The organism is Paractinoplanes globisporus DSM 43857, assembly GCF_000379645.1.
Classification (GTDB): domain Bacteria; phylum Actinomycetota; class Actinomycetes; order Mycobacteriales; family Micromonosporaceae; genus Actinoplanes; species Actinoplanes globisporus.
Map to the genome: position 1 here is coordinate 94937 of NZ_KB903319.1, position 15873 is coordinate 110809.

Consider the following 15873-nt stretch of genomic DNA (forward strand, 5'->3'; position numbering starts at 1 on the left):
GGCGTACGGCCCACGGCTTTTTAGGCACAGAGCGTGACTTCAACCAGTGACCGAAAGCACGGACAAAGCGGCAAAGCCGGCCGGAAAAAAGCCCGGCGGTTCCGCGAGGAACCGCCGGGCTTGAAGTGCGGTGGTGAAGGGATTTGAACCCTTGGAGGGCTTGCACCCTCACACGCTTTCGAGGCGTGCTCCTTAGGCCGCTCGGACACACCACCGCGAAGTAGGTTACCGGATGCGCGGCCGACGCTGCCGCCGGGTCACCCATTGCCCCGCCCGACGGCCCTGACCTGGCAGGATCGATGGCATGGACAAGCGAGCAGAGGAGCACGAAGGATGAGCGTGCACATCGGCGGGCAACCGGGCGACATCGCCGAGCGGGTGCTGCTCCCCGGCGACCCGATGCGGGCGAAATGGATCGCCGAGACGTTCCTGCAGGACGCCAAGTGCTATACGCAGGTCCGCGGGATGCTCGGCTTCACGGGCACCTACCAGGGCGTTCGCGTGTCGGTGCAGGGTTCCGGCATGGGCATGCCATCGGCATCGATCTATACCCATGAACTGATCAACGAGTACGGCGTGCAGTCCGTCATCCGGATCGGATCGTGCGGCGCGCTGGCGATGGACCTCCAGCTGGGCGACGTGATCGCCGCGATCGGCTCGGCGACCGACTCCAACATGAACCGCGCCCGCTTCGACGGCCTGATCGACTACGCGCCGGTCGCCGACTTCGGACTGCTGCGCACCGCGGTTGACGTGGCCGAACGGCATGGGACGGCGATGCGGGTCGGCCCGATCCTGGCCGCCGACGCGTTCTACACCGACCGTCCCGATCTCTACGACTCGCTGGCCGACTACGGAGTTCTGGCGGTCGAGATGGAGTCCGCGGCGATCTACACGATCGCGGCGCGGTTCGGCGCCAAGGCGCTGACCATCCTCACCGTGAGCGACCACATCAAGACCGGCGACAAGATGGACTCGGCCCAGCGGGAGCAGGGTTTCGGCGCCATGGTCCGCATCGGCCTCGAGACCGCGATCTCCGACGCTTCCTGAGCGTGCTGCCGCGGCGTCACTCTCCGCGACGCCGCGGCAACTCTTCCCGTACGCGCCGACAACTGCGACAACCGCAGCGGCGGCCGTCCCGCCTTTTCAACGAAAGAAATCGCGCAACAGGGCGGCACACTCGGCTTCCAGAACGCCCGAATAGACCTCCGGCCGATGATTCAGCCGCCGATCCCGCACGACATCCCAGAGCGAGCCGACCGCGCCGGTCTTGGGCTCCCACGCGCCGAACACCAGCGTCGCCACCCGCGCCAAGACCAGAGCCCCCGCGCACATAGTGCAGGGCTCCAGCGTCACCACGAGCGTGCAGCCCTCGAGGCGCCAGGTGCCCGCGATGACGGCCGCCCGGCGCAGAGCGAGGATCTCGGCGTGCCCGGTCGGATCCCCGGTCGCCTCGCGCTCGTTGCCGGCGGCTCCCAGCTCCTGCCCATCCGGCCCGTAGACGACCGCACCAACCGGCACGTCCTCCGGATACGCCGACGCGACCTCGATCGCCCGCCGCATCCAGAGAATGTGTTGGTCCGACTGAGCGAGAGTCACGCTGAGCCGGCCCGGCGTGTACTAGTGGCCCTCGCGCCGAACGAACGCTGGGCGGTCGCCTCGCGGCCGGTGCGCTCGCTCACGCCTCGCGCAGCTCTTCCACCTCGTCGCCGCAACCGATGCGCTGGCAGATCTCGGCGGTCACGTCGGAGGGCAGCATGCCCTCCTGCCCGCAGAGGCTCAGCAGCCGGTGCGCGCTGATCCCGAGGTCGGCCAGCAGCTCGGCGTCGCCGACCGGATCGGCATCCGGGTCGGTGGACGGATCGTCGCCGTCCTCGTCGACGGTGTCGGCGGTCAGGTCGTCGATCTCGAGGGCCGGCGCCTCGATCTCACCGAGCAGCACCGCCCCGATCCGCGACTCCTCGACGAACGCCGAGTCCGAGCCGAACACCCGCAGGTCCTCGCCCTCGTCCAGGCGCAGGATCGCGAGGTACTGGTCGTCGCTCTCGACGAACAGCAATGCCACATCGGCGTCGGGCTCGACGTCGCGCAGCGCGTCCGCCACCTCGTCGATGTCGGCGAGGCCGGTCAGGTCCAGCTCGGACGCCGTCCACCCGTTCTTGCCCCGTGCGATGGCGGCAGCGAAAGTCGACAAGATTTCCCCCCACGCGACTTTTGTCTTCAGCGAGTGACGGTAGCGGGAAGAACGGCGGGCGCGGCGCGCCACGCCCCCAAATGGGTTGGAAGTCAGTTCGCCAGGCGACGGCGCGTGGCGATGAGCTCGCGGAGACGAGCCCCGCGTAGCCGCTGCGGCTGGGCGGACTCCCGCGCCTTGGCATCGGCGAGAGCCGCGAGCAACTCCAGACGGCGACGGCGACGATCGGGGTCGAGCCGTGGCGGTGAGGGGGCCATGAAGCCGAGACTGCCCACCGCCGCTTCACACGTCAAGACCCAGTGCGGACGGCGACGAGGAAGGCACATCCGGTCGCGGTCAGACCGGGTCTTTCACCACAAAGGCCAGTCGTACGTGTCGATCCAGCGAGTGCCCACGAAGGCCGCCGCGATCGACAGGCCGAGGCCGCTGGCCAGGGCTATCCCGACCGCGACGCCACGGTCGCCGAGAAGGGTCAGCACGATCGCCATGGCCCATGCCGTGATCGACGCCACAATCGTCCACCATGCGTACGTGGCGAGGTCGTGGGCGAGGCCGCCGAAGAGCGCGAACCAGAGCAGCGTCGCCCCGAACCCGGAGAGCACCGGCGCCGCGGTGATCGGGTGCGGCTCGCGGTAGATCGGACGCGACGGCCCCGGGAACAGCCCGGACGGCGGCCGGGCGTAGAACCCCGGCGGCGGCTGCGGAACCGGCCGCGGCGCATAGCCCGGCCGGCCGGGGTGCTGGTAGACGGACGGCGGGACCACGTCGGACGGCGGTCGCGCGCCACCGTGCGGCGGCACAGCGCCGGGCGGCGAGACCGCGGCGTGCGAAGGCGCCGCGCCATGCGGCGGGACGGGCGGCGGAGTCGCCGGCCAGGACGGCTGCCTCTCGGTCACTGCCCCTCCTCAACATCACGGCCTACCCCGCCAGCCTAGCGAGCGCGACACCGCACCGGCCGATATGCGCGCGCGGGGCCGCACCCTCGCCCAAGGTGCGGCCCCGCGCTGCCGGGAGAAAAGCTGTGGGAGTGAGCTGCGGGAGTGAGCTAGCTGAACTGGGCGAAGCGCTTCTGGGTGCGCCCGTCCACGGTGGTGAAGGCGCCGCCCATCGCGACCGTGCCGAGTTCCGCGTTGCTGGCCAGGGCGAGCACCCCCTCGACCCCGTTCGCGTCGGCGGTCCAGTCGAGCAGGTGGCCGTCGCCGACCGCGAGCGCGGCGAGCTTGACCCGGTTGTCCGAGCCGTCGACGCAGGTGCCCTGGGCGCCGGTGCGGGCGGTGCTGCAGGCCCGGTCGAAGTGGCCGCCGGCGTAGACGACGTCGCCGAGCACGGTGACCGCCTGCGCGTCCCCGTCGAAGGTCGCCGACCAGCGCAGCGTCCCGCCCGGCGTGTAGGCGCTGACCCGGCCGCCCTGGCCGCCGTGCGCCGAGTAGACGCCGTCGGAGGTGACCGCGAGGGCGTACGTGATCACCGGGGGTCGCGGCCGGAAGGCGGTGATGATCGCCCCGCCCGCCGGATCGAGGGCGACCAGTCGGTCGTACCCGGGAATGGTGTTGATCTTGTGGAATTTGCCCCCGGCGTAGACCCGGCCACCGCCGGCCGCCAGCGTCTCGACCTGGTCGTCGGCGGTGGGTCGCCAGCGCGGGTCGAGTGCGCCGGTGGACAGGTCGAACGCGGCGAGCCGGCCCCGCGCCTGTCCGTCCACCGCGGTGAAGGCGCCGCCGAGGTAGAGGCGCGTGCCGCCGGCCGTGATCGCGTACGGCCGTCCGGTGATCGCGTGCTTGAAGGTCGGCGCGAGGGCACCGGTGGCGACGTCGACCCGGGCGAGACTGTCCCGCTTCTGCCCGCCGACAGTCCCGAAGTCGCCGGTGAGATAGAGCGAGGTTCCGCTGACGGCGAGCGCCTTGACCCGCCCATCGGCGGCGGGCGACCAGGACAACAGGGTTCCGGAGCGGGAGTCGATCGCGGCGAGGTGGCCGCGGGCGATCTGCTTGCCGCGCACGATCGCGGCGGTGAAGTCCCCGCCGAGGAAGGCGACGTCCCCGGCGTACGCGATGGTCAGGACCGCGCCGTTGAAGCTGGGCATGGAGTCGGACGACTGCGCCTGGGCGGGCGTGGCCGCGACGGCGAGGGCGACCGCCACCGCGGAAAGTCCGATGCTGAGTGTTTTCCCCCGGTAAGTCACGAGATCACCGTAAACGCCGGGAGATCCCGTCAGCCAGGCGCAAAACGGACAGAATGCGCAGGTGAGACGGGGGATCCCCGACCTGTCCGAACGGCTGATCTTGGCAAGTGTGGGAGAGTTCCGGGGTGGACGTGGCGGTCATCGGACTCGGGCTCATCGGGGGGTCCCTGCTGCAGGCGCTGGCCAAGGCCGGGCACCGCGTGACGGGGTACGACGCCGATCCGCAGACCCGCGAACTGGCTCGCGCCGGCGGCTGGACCGTGGCCGAGTCGGTCGCCGAGTCGGCCGACGGCGCCGAACTCGTGGCTCTCGCCGTACCGCTGCCGGTTCTGCCCGAAGTGATCACTCAGCTCGCGGGTTACGACGGCCTGATCACCGACGTCACCTCGGTCAAGGGACCGGTCCGTGACCTCGCCGCCCGGCGCGGGCTGCGGCGGTTCGTCGGCGGGCACCCGATGGCCGGCAAGGAGACCTCCGGCTTCGCGGCGGCCGAGCCGGGACTGTTCGACGGGTGCGCCTGGGTGCTCTGCCTCGAGCCGGGCGAGACCGACCTCGACGACTGGCTGACGCCGGCCGCGCTGTTCACCGCGATGGGCGCGCGGGTCGTGCCGATCACCGCGGCCGAGCACGACATCGCCGTCGCCCAGATCAGCCACGTGCCGCACCTGTTCGCGAGCGCGCTCGCCCGGCAGCTCGACGGTAACCCGCTGGCCGGCACCCTGGCCGCCGGCTCGTTCCGGGACGGCACGCGGGTGGCCGCCACTCGGGCCGAGCTGATCGTGGCGATGTGCGGCGGCAACGTGACCGCCGTGCGCGAGGTGCTGCGCGGGCTGCTCGACGGGCTCGAGCGGATGGACGCGGCGCTGGCCACCGACCCGGTCCGCTTTCTCACGCCGCTGGTGGCGGTCGGCGCCGAGCTGCGACAGCACTGGCCGGCGCGCGGCGGCCCCCCGGCCGAGATGCCGGCCGAGCCCGGCGCGCTGCTCGATCTCGGGCGGTTCGGCGGCTGGGTCACCGCGGTCGCGGAAAATCGCGCCAGCGTCACGACAATGCGGCCGGAAACTGGCCGCATTGATTCCTAGGGTCTGGTTACCAACGGACTTTAGGAGAAAACATGCCCGGTCAGGTCGGCCCCGTCGACAACGAGCAGGAGGGCCTGCTCGGCTACCTCGCCCAGATGCGGTACGTGGTCCGGTTGACCGCCTACGGCCTGACCGAGGAGCAGCTGCGCGCCACGCCGTCGGCCAGCGAGCTCAGCGTCGGCGGCATCATCAAGCACTGCGCCTCGACCGAGGAGGGCTGGCTGGCGACGATCCGGCGCGAGCCGCAGTCGGTCGACTTCGGGAACTACGTCGAGAACTTCAAGCTGGCCGAGGGCGAGACGATCGAGGACGTCTTCGCCCGGTACGACCGGGTCGCCGAGCAGACCGAGAAGACGGTGACCGAGATCGGCGACCTCGGCTACCAGATCGCGATCGACCATTCGGTGCCGTGGAACCGCAAGGACCTGACCCACTGGAACGTCCGCTGGATCCTGCTGCACCTGATCCAGGAGACGGCACGGCACGCCGGGCACGCCGACATCATTCGCGAGTCGGTGGACGGCGCGACGGCGTACCCGCTGATGGCGGCGGCCGAGGGCTGGCCGGAGACCCCCTGGCTGAAGCCCTGGTCCGCGTCCTCCTAGATCCGGTTTCCCCGGTCGAGGCGGATCACGCGCTGGTCGGTGACGATCGCGGTGACCAGGTCGCGCGGGGTCACGTCGAAGGCCGGGTTCACCGCGTCGGACCAGGGGGTGATCTCGGCGGCGCCGCGGTCCTCGATCGGGACCGCGTCGCCGCTGGGCGTGGAGACGTCCACAGTCGACTCGGGCGCGACCACGATGAACGGCAGGCCGGCCCGGCGGGCGCCGAGCGCGTGCGCGTACGTCCCGATCTTGTTGATCACGTCCCCGTTCGCGCAGATCCGGTCGGCGCCCAGGATCACGCCGTCCACCTCGCCCCGGGCCATCAGGAACGGGCCGGCCGAGTCGACCGCGACCCGATGCTCGATGCCCCAGCGGGACAGCTCCCAGGCGGTGAGCCGGGCGCCCTGCAGCAGCGGCCGGGTCTCGCTGGCCACGACGCCGGCGAGCGCGCCCCGCCGGTGCAGCTCGTAGACGACGCCGAGGGCCGTGCCGAGGACGACCGCGGCCAGCCCGCCGGTGTTGCAGTGGGTCAGCAGCCGGGGCCGGGCGCCGCACAGCTCGACCACGAGGTCGGCGCCGCGCACGGCCATCGCCTGTGACGCCGCGACCTCTTCGTCCCGGATCGCGCACGCCTCGGCCAGCACGGCGTCGGGCCCGCGATGCAGCTGGGCCGCGGCACGGCGTACGCCCCGGGCGAGGTTCACCGCGGTCGGCCGTGCGTTCTCGACCCGCGTCACGGCGGCGGCCAGCGCCGCCGGGTCGTCCGCGTGCACCCGGGCCGCCAGCGCCACGCCGAAGGCCCCGGCCACGCCGAGCGCCGGCGCGCCGCGCACCGCTAGCGACTGGATCGCGGCGACCAGTTCCGGCACCGTGTGCAGCCGCAGGACGCGCACCTCCTTGGGGAGCACCGTCTGATCGATGATCTCGACGGCTCCGTCCACCCAGTCGATCGTCCGCACGAGGCCGAGCGTAACCGCCTACCCTGGCGGAATGGCATCTCGTGATCCGGTCGACGATCTGCGGCGCATCGCCTTTTATCTGGAACGGGCGAACGAGGCGACGTATCGGGTACGCGCCTTCCGCTCGGCCGCCGCGGCGATCGCGAAGCTGCCGGCCGAGGAGCTGGCGGAGCGGGCCGAGGCCGGCACGCTGGCGAAACTGCCGGGAGTCGGCGAGGTCACGGCCCGCTGCATCGCCGAGTCGCTGGCCGGTGAGGAGCCCGTCTACCTGCGCCGGGTGCGCTCGACCGAGGGCACCAGCCTCCCGGCCGCCGCGGCCGCGCTGCGCGATGCCCTGCGCGGCGACTGCCACGCCCACTCGGACTGGTCGGACGGCGGCTCGCCGATCGAGGAGATGGCGCTCGCCGCGGTCGAGCTCGGCCACGAGTACCTCGTGCTCACCGACCACTCGCCCCGGCTGACCGTGGCGAACGGCCTGTCGCCGGCCCGGCTGCGCAAACAGCTCGACCGGGTCGCCGAGCTCAACGACGCGCTCCCCGAGGGCTTCCGGGTGCTCACCGGCATCGAGGTGGACATCCGCGACGACGGCTCGCTCGACCAGGAGAACGAGCTGCTGGCCCGGCTCGACGTGGTGGTCGGCTCGGTGCACAGCAAGCTGCGCGACGAGTCGCCGCGGATGACCCGGCGGATGCTGGCCGCGATCGCCAACCCGCATCTGGACATCCTCGGTCACATGACCGGTCGCAAGGTCGCCGCGGCCGGCGAGGGCGACAAGGGCCACCGCGGCGGGCGCACCCGGCCGCCGAGCACGTTCGAGCTGGACAAGGTCATCGAGGCGGTGCTCGAGCACGGCAAGGCCATCGAGATCAACTCGCGGCCGGACCGGCTCGACCCGCCGAAGCGGATGCTCACCGTCGCGGTCGAGGCGGGCTGCCTGTTCAGCATCGACACCGACGCGCACGCCCCCGGCCAGCTCGACTGGCTGGGCAACGGCTGCGAGCGGGCCGCGCTGTGCGGCGTACCGGCCGAGCGGGTGGTCAATACGTGGTCGATGGAACGACTGCTGGAATGGACCGCCGGACACAAGTGAAACCGGGCGGCGTAACGCCCGGGTCGTCCCGTAGGGTCGCAGCGTGGGACGAATTGACGACATCGCCGACCGCTACGTCGTCGAGTGGGCCGAGCTGAGCCCTCTCGGCGCCACCCAGGTCGGCATCGCCGGCCACGACGCCAAGATCGACGACCTTTCCCCGGCGGGGTACGAGGCCCAGGCCGAGCTGGTGCGCCGCACGCTCAACGAGCTCGACGTCACCGATCCCGAGCACGAGCACGAGATGGTGGCCAAGGAGGCCATGGTCGAGCGGCTCGGCCTCGAGCTGGCCACCTATGACGCCGGGTACACCAAGAGCGCGGTCAGCGTGATCTCCAGCGCCCTGCACGGGCTGCGCGGGGTCTTCGACATCATGCCCACCGAGGGCGAGGAGGCGGTCGCCAACATCGCGACCAGGCTCAACGGCTTCGCCCCCGCCATGGAGCAGTACAAGACCACCCTGCGGGAGGAGGCGGCCGCCGGCCGGGTCAGCGCCCGCGCCCAGCTGCTGGCCGTCGCCGAGCAGTGCGACGCCTGGACCGACCCGCAGCGCGACGACTTCTTCCACGGCCTGGCCCGCCGGGTCGAGGCGGGCGGCGCGCTGGCCGCCGAGCTCGAGCGCGGCGCCACCGCGGCGACGGCGGCCACGGCCGACTTCGCCGCTTTCCTGCGCGACGAGCTGGCGCCGGTCGGCCGGGACAAGGAGGCGGCCGGCGAGGAGCGGTACTCGCTGTGCTCGCAGTACTTCCTCGGCGCCAAGGTCGACCTGCACGAGACGTACCTCTGGGGCTTCGCCGAGCTGCACCGGCTCGAGCGCGAGATGTCCACGGTCTCGGCGCGGATCGCCGGCGCGGGCGCCACGGTCGACCAGGCGGTGGCCACGCTCGACGCCGACCCGGCCCGGCGCATCCCGGGCAAGGAGGCGTTCCGCGACTGGATGCAGCAGCTGGCCGACAAGGCGATCAGCGAGCTGAACGGCACCCACTTCGACATCGAGCCGCCGGCCCGCAAGATCGAGTGCTGCCTGACCCCGACCAGCGACGGCGGCATCTACTACACCGGCCCGAGCGAGGACTTCTCCCGTCCCGGCCGGATGTGGTGGGCGGTGCCCGAGGGCATCACCGAGTTCTCCACCTGGCGCGAGGTCACGACGGTCTATCACGAGGGCGCGCCCGGCCATCACCTGCAGGTCAGCCAGACCATGCTCCGCTCCGACCTGCTCAACCGGTGGCGGCGACTGCTCTGCTGGTGCTCCGGCCACGGCGAGGGTTGGGCGCTCTACGCCGAGCGCCTCATGGACGAGCTTGGTTATCTCGAAGACCCGGGCGACAAGCTCGGCATGCTCGACGGTCAGGCGCTGCGCGCGGCACGGGTGATCGTCGACATCGGCATGCACCTGGAGTACGAGATCCCGCGGGACAACCCGTTCGGCTTCCACCCCGGCGAGCGCTGGACGCCCGAGCTGGGCTGGGAATTCCTCCGGGCGCACACCCGGATGGCCGACGAGGTGCTGCGCTTCGAGTGGAAGCGCTACCTCGGCTGGCCCGGTCAGGCGCCGTCGTACAAGGTCGGCGAACGGATCTGGATGCAGGCTCGGGAAGAGACGAAACAGCGCAAGGGCGCCGAATTCGACCTCAAGGCCTTCCACCGGGACGCGCTCAACCTCGGCTCGCTGGGCCTGGACCCGCTGCGTAAGGCCCTCGCTCGGCTGTGACCTATCGGTGACCTTTCGGGCTTTTCCCCGGTGCTATCCAGGGAAAAGCCCGTTTTGCTCGACGGCAACGATTACGGAACGCCATTCCCGCACCGTTGTGCAATCGGATGACTACGCTCCGTCAATGCGCTCCGAGTCATAATCGTTATCTATTGCGAATCTTGTATCTTTTCGTAAGGCCACCTTGCCGTTACCATCTCCGCGGTAGCCAACCGGCTCCCGGAACCGGTGTGCGCTGCAACTTCGTCCTGACATAACGGGATCGAAAACGCGCACCGACAAGGACCGACAGCCGAGCCCGCATCCACCGATCAGCCGAGAGAATTCTGCCCCTTGGAAAGGCGCTTCCTGAGGAATTCTCGGATAGATTGGCCCGGATCCGTGCGCCCATACGGCTACGGACAGTAGCCGTCACCATCGGCTCATCGCGTGTTGCATGGCGGAGGACTTAAGCAATGAACAGCCGGCGAACCCGTTTACGCTCCGCTCTCGCGGTGATTTTGACGGTTTTGGTGCTTGTGCCGAGCGCGGTCCTTTTCGGACGGGTCTGGCAGGAGAACTCCCGACAGAAGTCGCAGACCGATCTGGAGAAGAAGGGCGTCGAGTACATCACCGCCCTCACTCCGCTGATCAGCGCGCTCGCCGAGGCTCAGTCCTCGGCGGTCCAGGGTGTGAACGCGCCGCCCGACTCGCTGACGGCCGCCGTCACCAAGGTCGCGGCGATCGACGCCTCACTCGGTGACGACCTCAAGACCAAGGAGCGCTGGGCTGATCTGAACTCCAAGATCGCCAAGCTGCCCAAGGCGACCGGCGGCTCGCTCGCCGTCCTGCAGGCCCACATCGAGGTCTCCGACCTCGCGCTCGCGCTGTACGGCGCCGTCCGCCGCAACTCGGAGCTCAACCGCGACCCGGCCAGCGACATCAACAACCTGCAGCAGGCCGTCGCCATCGACATGCCGACCACGGTCGTGCGGGTGAGCCGGATGGGCGACTGGGCGAACATCCTGCAGACCGCCACCCCCAAGACCCGCGGCACGATCGGGGTCCAGTTCGGCCAGGAGGTGCTCGCCGTGCAGGACTCGGTGAACGCCCTCACCGAGGACCTGCAGGCGGCCGTCGACGACACCAGCAGCCCGACGCTGAGCGGCTCGCTGGTCACCACGCTCGACTCGTTCCGCCGCGGCGTCGAGTCGATGAGCCGCGGCGCCAACCCGGGCGGCACGCCGAACGTCGCCACCATGTCCACCGCGCAGACCGCCCTGCAGACCGCGCTGAACGCGCTGGCCGGCGTGACGCTCAAGGAGATGGCCAAGCTGCTCGAGGACCGGTCCGACTCGCTGGCGTACCGGCGTACCGAGGCCCTGGCCATGGGTTTGCTCGCGATCGTGCTTGTGCTCGCCGCGCTGATCTGGCCGGCGATCGGCGGACGCCGCCGGCCCGACGGCCCGCCGATCGGCGAGTCCACCCGGGACATCCCGGGCGGCCGGAACCCGGCGCCCGCGGCCTACGGCGGTCAGTACGACATAGCCCCGGCCTACAGCGACATCGACCCGACACGGCGGGAGCGGTCCGGTGCTCTTCGGTAAGTTCCGCATCCTGGGCAAACTGGCCCTGCTCGTACTCGTCCCCCTGCTCGGCGTCGTGGCCCTGAGCATCCCGATCATCGTCACGCGTATCAACGACGCCCGGGATGCCCAGCGGACCTCGGACACCGTCGTGCTCGCCACCCGCGTCAGCACCGCGATCCAGGAGCTCCAGGAGGAGCGCCTGCTCTCGATCGGCTTCCTGTTCGGGCTGATCCAGGAGCCCGAGCTCGTGGTGCAGAGCGCCAAGGCCACCGACGCGGTGGCCCGCATCGACGACGGCGGCCAGGCGCTCAACAAGGATCTGAAGCGCGCGATCCGCAACGCGTCCCGGCTGGACAACACCCGGCAGAACGTAATCAACCGGGCGATCCGCCCGGATGTTCTCATCACCGAATTCACCGACGTGATCACGCCGGTCATCAACGGACTCGCGCTCTCCTCGAACGCCGACCTGAAGACCGGCGTCGGCCGGCAGGTCTTCGCGCTCGAGCAGTCCCTGCGCAGTGACGACATGATCAGTCAGGCGTCCGGTTACCTCACGGTCGCCACGATCACGAAGAACGCCGGCTTCGTCAGCCTCTTCTACTCGACGCTGGTGCAGCTCCAGCAGGTGATCACGAACGCCCAGGCCTTCTTCACCGACGCGCAGTACAAGCTGTACCTCGGCGCGCAGGACGCGTTCTCCTCCCGGGTCGGTTCAGACTTCCTGGTCCAGGCCGCGATCGACCCCAACGCGGCGGTCCAGACGCTGAACATCAGGACGCTGTTCCCGTCGCTGCGGTCGGTGCTCGTCCTCGGTGGCTTCGTGGAGAAGCGGGTCGCCGCGGACGTGAACCAGATCGTGACCAACAACCGGGACACGGCACTGCGGGACGCCCTGCTCATCGGTGGTGGCTCGCTGCTTCTGCTGCTCCTGGTGATCTCGCTGAGCATCTTCATGGCCCGCGCGGTCGCCCGGCCGCTGCGCCGCCTCACCACCTCGGCCGATCGCATCGCCCGCGCCGCCGAGGCCGAGCTTGAACGTGTCGCCGACGACGACGCGGAATCCGTACGCCCGATTCGACTGGATCCGGTCGACGTCGAGGCCCAGGACGAGATCGGCGACCTGGCCCGCGCGTTCGACCGGGTGCAGACCACCGCCGCCCGGCTGGTGGAGCGCCAGGTGCTCGGCCGCCGCAACGTCGCCCAGATGTTCGGGCACGTCGGCCGGCGTACACAGAACCTGGTCGGCCGCCAGCTGGCTCTGATCGACAACCTGGAGCGCAAGGAGACCGACAGCGACCGGCTCCGCGAGCTCTACCGGCTCGACCACATGTCGTCCCGTCTGCGGCGGAACGCGTCCTCGCTGGTCGTGCTCTCCGGTGGAGCCGGCACGGACGAGCACATGGCGCCGCTGTCGCTTTCCGACGTCGTCCGTCTCGCCCTCGGTGAGATCGAGGACTACACGCGCGTCGACGTCGAGGTCCCCGAGGACATCGTGGTCGTGCCGTCCGTCCTCGCCGACCTCACCCTGATGCTCGCCGAACTGATGGAGAACGCGACCGCGTTCTCCCCGCCGCACACCCGGGTGCTGATCACAGCGACCGAGCTGCGCGGCGGCGCCCGCCTGGCGCTCATCGACAACGGCCTGGGCATGACGCCCGAGCGGCTCGCCGAGGAGAACGCGCGACTCACCCGCCGTGAGCGCCTCGACCTGGTGCCCAGTGAGGTGCTCGGCCTCTTCGTGGTCGGCCGCCTCGCCCGGCGGCACGGCATCGAGGTCACGCTGACCGACACCCCCGGTGGTGGCGTCACGGTCTGGGTCGACCTGACCCCGGCGCACCTGATCTCCCGAGTGCCGAGCATGACGTCGATGGGCGTCCCTCCGTTCCCGACCGGGCCGTCCTCGATGCCGCCGTACCACACGGCCGAGTTCGCCCAGGTGATCGCCGGTTCCGCGGCCCGCGCCTCGGTACCCGGCAGCCAGCTGCCGTTCGACGCCAACGTGCTGGAGCGCGCCACCCGCACGCTCGAGTCCGGGCAGTCGTGGAACGCCTTCGCGACGCCGGTGCGGGCCGATGCGGGCCCCGCCCTCGCGGGTCCGGGCTTCAGGGCTCCGATGGTCGAGGCGGCGCCGGTCTACGACGCCGAGCCGGTCTACGCCCCGTCCGAGGTCTACCAGCAGCCGGTCTCCGCGCAGCCCGCGCTCGACCTCGGCGTTCCGGTGGCCGGCCGGGTGCCGGCCTCGCTGCCGGAGCTGCCCGCGGCGGGTCCGTCGGCCTGGAACCAGCAGCCGATCGAGGCACCGCAGGCGACCTGGAACAGCGCGTACCCGGAGGCGCCGTCGATCCCGCTCCAGCGCAACGACGAGGACCAGCGGTACAACGCGCCGGTGCCTCAGGCGTACGCCCAGCCCTACACGCCGGAGCCGTACACCGAGCCCTATACCGACCGCTACTCACCCGCTCCCACGCCGGAGCACACCACCGGCGGGGGCCCGCTGCGTCGCCGGGTGCCCGGTAATCAGCTGCCGGAAGAGCCCGCCGCCCGGGCCTCCATCGCTCCGCCTTCGCAGGACGAAGCGGCCGCGGCACGTGCCGCATTCGACGCCTTCGAGGCCGGTGTCAGCCGTGCCCAGTGGGACGTCGCCGAGACCGAGATGACGGCACCCCCGTCGGCCGGTCACGCACCCCTCGCCCGCCGGGTTCCGGGTGCCACCCTTCCGCGGGACGCGCAGAACAGCCCGCCTCCGCCCGCTCCGGCACCTCCGCTTGATCCGGATGCCGCACGAGCACTGATGGAACAGTTCGAGTACGGCGTCGCACTCGCACTGAACGAAACTCAACCCGAGGGACAACCGCGATGACTAGCCCCTACTCCACGGAAACCGGTAACGGCCAGAGCTACGGCCAGCCCCAGCTGAGCGCCGAGGCCAAGACGTTCAACTGGCTGCTGGACTCGTTCACCTCGGGCACCGCGGGCGTGATCGAGGCCATCGCCGTCTCCTCGGACGGCCTGCTGATGGCGATGTCCGCGATAAAGGACCGGCCGAACGCCGAGCGGCTCGCCGCGGTGGTCTCCGGCCTGACCAGCCTCGCCGGCGGCGCCGCCAGCTGGTACCGGCTGGGCGCGCTGAACCGGGTCATCATCGACATGGCCGAGGGATATCTGCTGGTCACCGCGATCAGCGCGGGCTCGGTGCTCGGTGTGATCGCCGACCGCTCGGCCAACCTCGGGACGCTCGCGTACGAGATGACGCTGTTCGCCACTCGCGCCGGTGGCGCCCTGAGCCCGCGGTTGATCGCTGAATTGAAGAACGCCGTCCAGCAATGACCTACCCGGACCCTGACGACGCCGCGCACCCGGCTCGCCCGAGTGTCCGACCCTTCCTGCAGTCTGGCCCGTCCTCGGCCGGCGGCTATCGCCCTCTACCCAGCAGCGAGCCGCCGGCCGAAGACCAGGCCACGACACTGCGCCCGTTCGTCATCACGTCCGGGCGCACCGACGGCGCCGATCCCGACATCGGGATGGAAACCCAGGTGACCGTCAACCACGCCGCGATGCCCATGCGGCTCTCGCCGGAGATGCGCGCCATCGTTGCGCTCTGCGGCGAGCCACACTCCGTGGCGGAGATCTCCGCCCGGCTGCGTCTGCACCTCGGCGTCACCCGCATCCTGGTCGGCGACCTGCGCGCCGCGGGCCAGCTGGACGTCCATGTGCTGGACAACGAGACCCCCGACCCCGAGACCATCATGCGAGTGATCCGTGGACTTCGAGCAATCACCTGACCATTTCGTCGGTACCGCCCGCGTGGGCGGCAAGCCGAAGAAGGCACCGGTCCCGGTGAAGATCATCGTGGCGGGTGGCTTCGGTGTCGGAAAGACGACAACAGTGGGCGCCATCTCGGAGATCTCTCCGCTCACCACCGAGGCGGAGATGACCTCGGAGTCGGTCGGCATCGACGATCCCGGCCAGGCGACGATGAAGACGACCACGACCATCGCCATGGACTTCGGTGTCCTGACGATCGACCAGACGCTGAAGCTCTACATCTTCGGTACGCCCGGCCAGTCCCGCTTCGCGTTCATGTGGGACGACCTGATCAAGGGGGCCCTGGGCGCATTAGTAGTGGTGGACACGGCTCGGATCGACGATTGCTACCCGGCCGTCGACTACTTCGAGCGCGCCGGACTGCCCTTCGTGGTCGGCGTGAACACGTTCAATGGACAGATGAACTACAACCTCGAGGAGGTCCGCTGGGCGCTCGCTGTGCGTGAGGATGTGCCGGTTCTCTCCTTCGACGCGCGCTTCCGGGCATCGGTCCGCGACGCGCTCCTGGTCGTCCTCGACCAGGCACTCGACAAGGCGATCCGGGCCAGGTCCACGTAGGGTGTGTGCCGCGTAGCACAGATCGAGGTTTTCAAATCGGCCTTTCAGCGGGCAGAGTGGATGGGGAACCACCCGCACAGGAAGGACGGTGAC

Annotated in this window: 16 protein-coding genes and 1 tRNA gene; 10 read left to right on the plus strand and 7 right to left on the minus strand. The window is 70.4% G+C overall.

What is annotated here, in order from left to right:
• Positions 1-128: 128 nt before the first annotated feature.
• Positions 129-215: transfer RNA gene (locus A3CQ_RS0133100), tRNA-Ser, on the minus strand.
• A 118-nt stretch (positions 216-333) separates the two neighbouring features.
• On the opposite strand from A3CQ_RS0133100, the gene deoD reads away from it, so the two are divergent.
• Positions 334-1050, plus strand: a complete 717-nt coding sequence (gene deoD, locus A3CQ_RS0133105; RefSeq protein ID WP_020515243.1) for a purine-nucleoside phosphorylase — start codon at positions 334-336, stop codon at positions 1048-1050.
• A 96-nt stretch (positions 1051-1146) separates the two neighbouring features.
• Here the strand turns inward: deoD and A3CQ_RS0133110 are convergent, their stop codons facing one another.
• The 5 genes from A3CQ_RS0133110 to A3CQ_RS0133125 all read right to left on the minus strand — a co-directional run bounded on the left by A3CQ_RS0133110 (position 1147) and on the right by A3CQ_RS0133125 (position 4376).
• Positions 1147-1599 (minus strand): nucleoside deaminase, encoded by a 453-nt coding sequence (locus A3CQ_RS0133110; RefSeq protein ID WP_370657630.1) that lies wholly within the window; start codon positions 1597-1599, stop codon positions 1147-1149.
• A 79-nt stretch (positions 1600-1678) separates the two neighbouring features.
• Positions 1679-2194, minus strand: coding sequence for a tRNA adenosine deaminase-associated protein (locus A3CQ_RS0133115; RefSeq protein ID WP_020515245.1), 516 nt, complete (start codon positions 2192-2194; stop codon positions 1679-1681).
• Between the two features lie 92 nt (positions 2195-2286).
• On the minus strand, positions 2287-2451 hold the full coding sequence (locus A3CQ_RS61815; RefSeq protein ID WP_169516326.1) for a hypothetical protein: 165 nt from the start codon (positions 2449-2451) through the stop codon (positions 2287-2289).
• Between the two features lie 93 nt (positions 2452-2544).
• Positions 2545-3090 carry a hypothetical protein gene (locus A3CQ_RS64270; protein WP_370657631.1) on the minus strand — a complete coding sequence of 182 codons (546 nt, stop codon included), beginning with the start codon at positions 3088-3090 and terminating at the stop codon, positions 2545-2547.
• Positions 3091-3239: 149 nt separating this feature from the next.
• Positions 3240-4376 (minus strand): NHL repeat-containing protein, encoded by a 1137-nt coding sequence (locus tag A3CQ_RS0133125; RefSeq protein WP_157296657.1) that lies wholly within the window; start codon positions 4374-4376, stop codon positions 3240-3242.
• A 125-nt stretch (positions 4377-4501) separates the two neighbouring features.
• Between A3CQ_RS0133125 and A3CQ_RS54935 the strand changes: the two genes are divergently transcribed.
• The gene (locus tag A3CQ_RS54935; RefSeq protein ID WP_020515248.1) at positions 4502-5458 is read left to right on the plus strand and encodes a prephenate dehydrogenase; all 957 of its coding nucleotides are present in this window, start codon (positions 4502-4504) and stop codon (positions 5456-5458) included.
• 32 nt (positions 5459-5490) lie between these two features.
• Positions 5491-6063 carry a DinB family protein gene (locus tag A3CQ_RS0133135; RefSeq protein ID WP_020515249.1) on the plus strand — a complete coding sequence of 191 codons (573 nt, stop codon included), beginning with the start codon at positions 5491-5493 and terminating at the stop codon, positions 6061-6063.
• Here the strand turns inward: A3CQ_RS0133135 and mtnA are convergent.
• Positions 6060-7022, minus strand: a complete 963-nt coding sequence (mtnA, locus tag A3CQ_RS0133140) for an S-methyl-5-thioribose-1-phosphate isomerase (RefSeq protein WP_020515250.1) — start codon at positions 7020-7022, stop codon at positions 6060-6062. The two genes, A3CQ_RS0133135 and mtnA, sit on opposite strands and share 4 nt — an antisense overlap.
• Positions 7023-7053: 31 nt before the next feature.
• On the opposite strand from mtnA, the gene A3CQ_RS0133145 reads away from it, so the two are divergent.
• From A3CQ_RS0133145 to A3CQ_RS0133175, 7 genes are all read left to right on the plus strand, one after another.
• Positions 7054-8112, plus strand: a complete 1059-nt coding sequence (locus A3CQ_RS0133145) for a PHP domain-containing protein (protein ID WP_020515251.1) — start codon at positions 7054-7056, stop codon at positions 8110-8112.
• A gap of 43 nt (positions 8113-8155) precedes the next feature.
• A complete protein-coding gene (locus tag A3CQ_RS0133150; protein WP_020515252.1) occupies positions 8156-9826 on the plus strand; it encodes a DUF885 domain-containing protein in 1671 nt (556 codons plus the stop codon).
• A gap of 494 nt (positions 9827-10320) precedes the next feature.
• A complete protein-coding gene (locus A3CQ_RS0133155) occupies positions 10321-11412 on the plus strand; it encodes a hypothetical protein (RefSeq protein ID WP_051115424.1) in 1092 nt (363 codons plus the stop codon).
• Positions 11399-14257, plus strand: coding sequence for a sensor histidine kinase (locus tag A3CQ_RS0133160; protein WP_020515254.1), 2859 nt, complete (start codon positions 11399-11401; stop codon positions 14255-14257). Before A3CQ_RS0133155 ends, A3CQ_RS0133160 begins: the two co-directional genes overlap by 14 nt.
• Positions 14254-14724 (plus strand): roadblock/LC7 domain-containing protein, encoded by a 471-nt coding sequence (locus A3CQ_RS0133165; RefSeq protein WP_020515255.1) that lies wholly within the window; start codon positions 14254-14256, stop codon positions 14722-14724. The genes A3CQ_RS0133160 and A3CQ_RS0133165 overlap by 4 nt, the downstream gene beginning before the upstream one ends.
• A complete protein-coding gene (locus tag A3CQ_RS0133170) occupies positions 14721-15179 on the plus strand; it encodes a DUF742 domain-containing protein (protein WP_020515256.1) in 459 nt (152 codons plus the stop codon). Before A3CQ_RS0133165 ends, A3CQ_RS0133170 begins: the two co-directional genes overlap by 4 nt.
• Positions 15157-15780 carry a GTP-binding protein gene (locus A3CQ_RS0133175; RefSeq protein ID WP_084699334.1) on the plus strand — a complete coding sequence of 208 codons (624 nt, stop codon included), beginning with the start codon at positions 15157-15159 and terminating at the stop codon, positions 15778-15780. The genes A3CQ_RS0133170 and A3CQ_RS0133175 overlap by 23 nt, the downstream gene beginning before the upstream one ends.
• The last annotated feature ends 93 nt before the right edge of the window (positions 15781-15873 follow it).

Bases quoted from the DNA above. Each gene is read 5' to 3' on its own strand.
- deoD (WP_020515243.1), top strand. From the start codon at position 334: ATGAGCGTGCACATCGGCGGGCAACCGGGCGACATCGCCGAGCGGGTG.
- A3CQ_RS61815 (WP_169516326.1), bottom strand. From the start codon at position 2,451: ATGGCCCCCTCACCGCCACGGCTCGACCCCGATCGTCGCCGTCGCCGT.
- A3CQ_RS0133135 (WP_020515249.1), top strand. From the start codon at position 5,491: ATGCCCGGTCAGGTCGGCCCCGTCGACAACGAGCAGGAGGGCCTGCTC.
- A3CQ_RS0133145 (WP_020515251.1), top strand. From the start codon at position 7,054: ATGGCATCTCGTGATCCGGTCGACGATCTGCGGCGCATCGCCTTTTAT.
- A3CQ_RS0133165 (WP_020515255.1), top strand. From the start codon at position 14,254: ATGACTAGCCCCTACTCCACGGAAACCGGTAACGGCCAGAGCTACGGC.
- A3CQ_RS0133170 (WP_020515256.1), top strand. From the start codon at position 14,721: ATGACCTACCCGGACCCTGACGACGCCGCGCACCCGGCTCGCCCGAGT.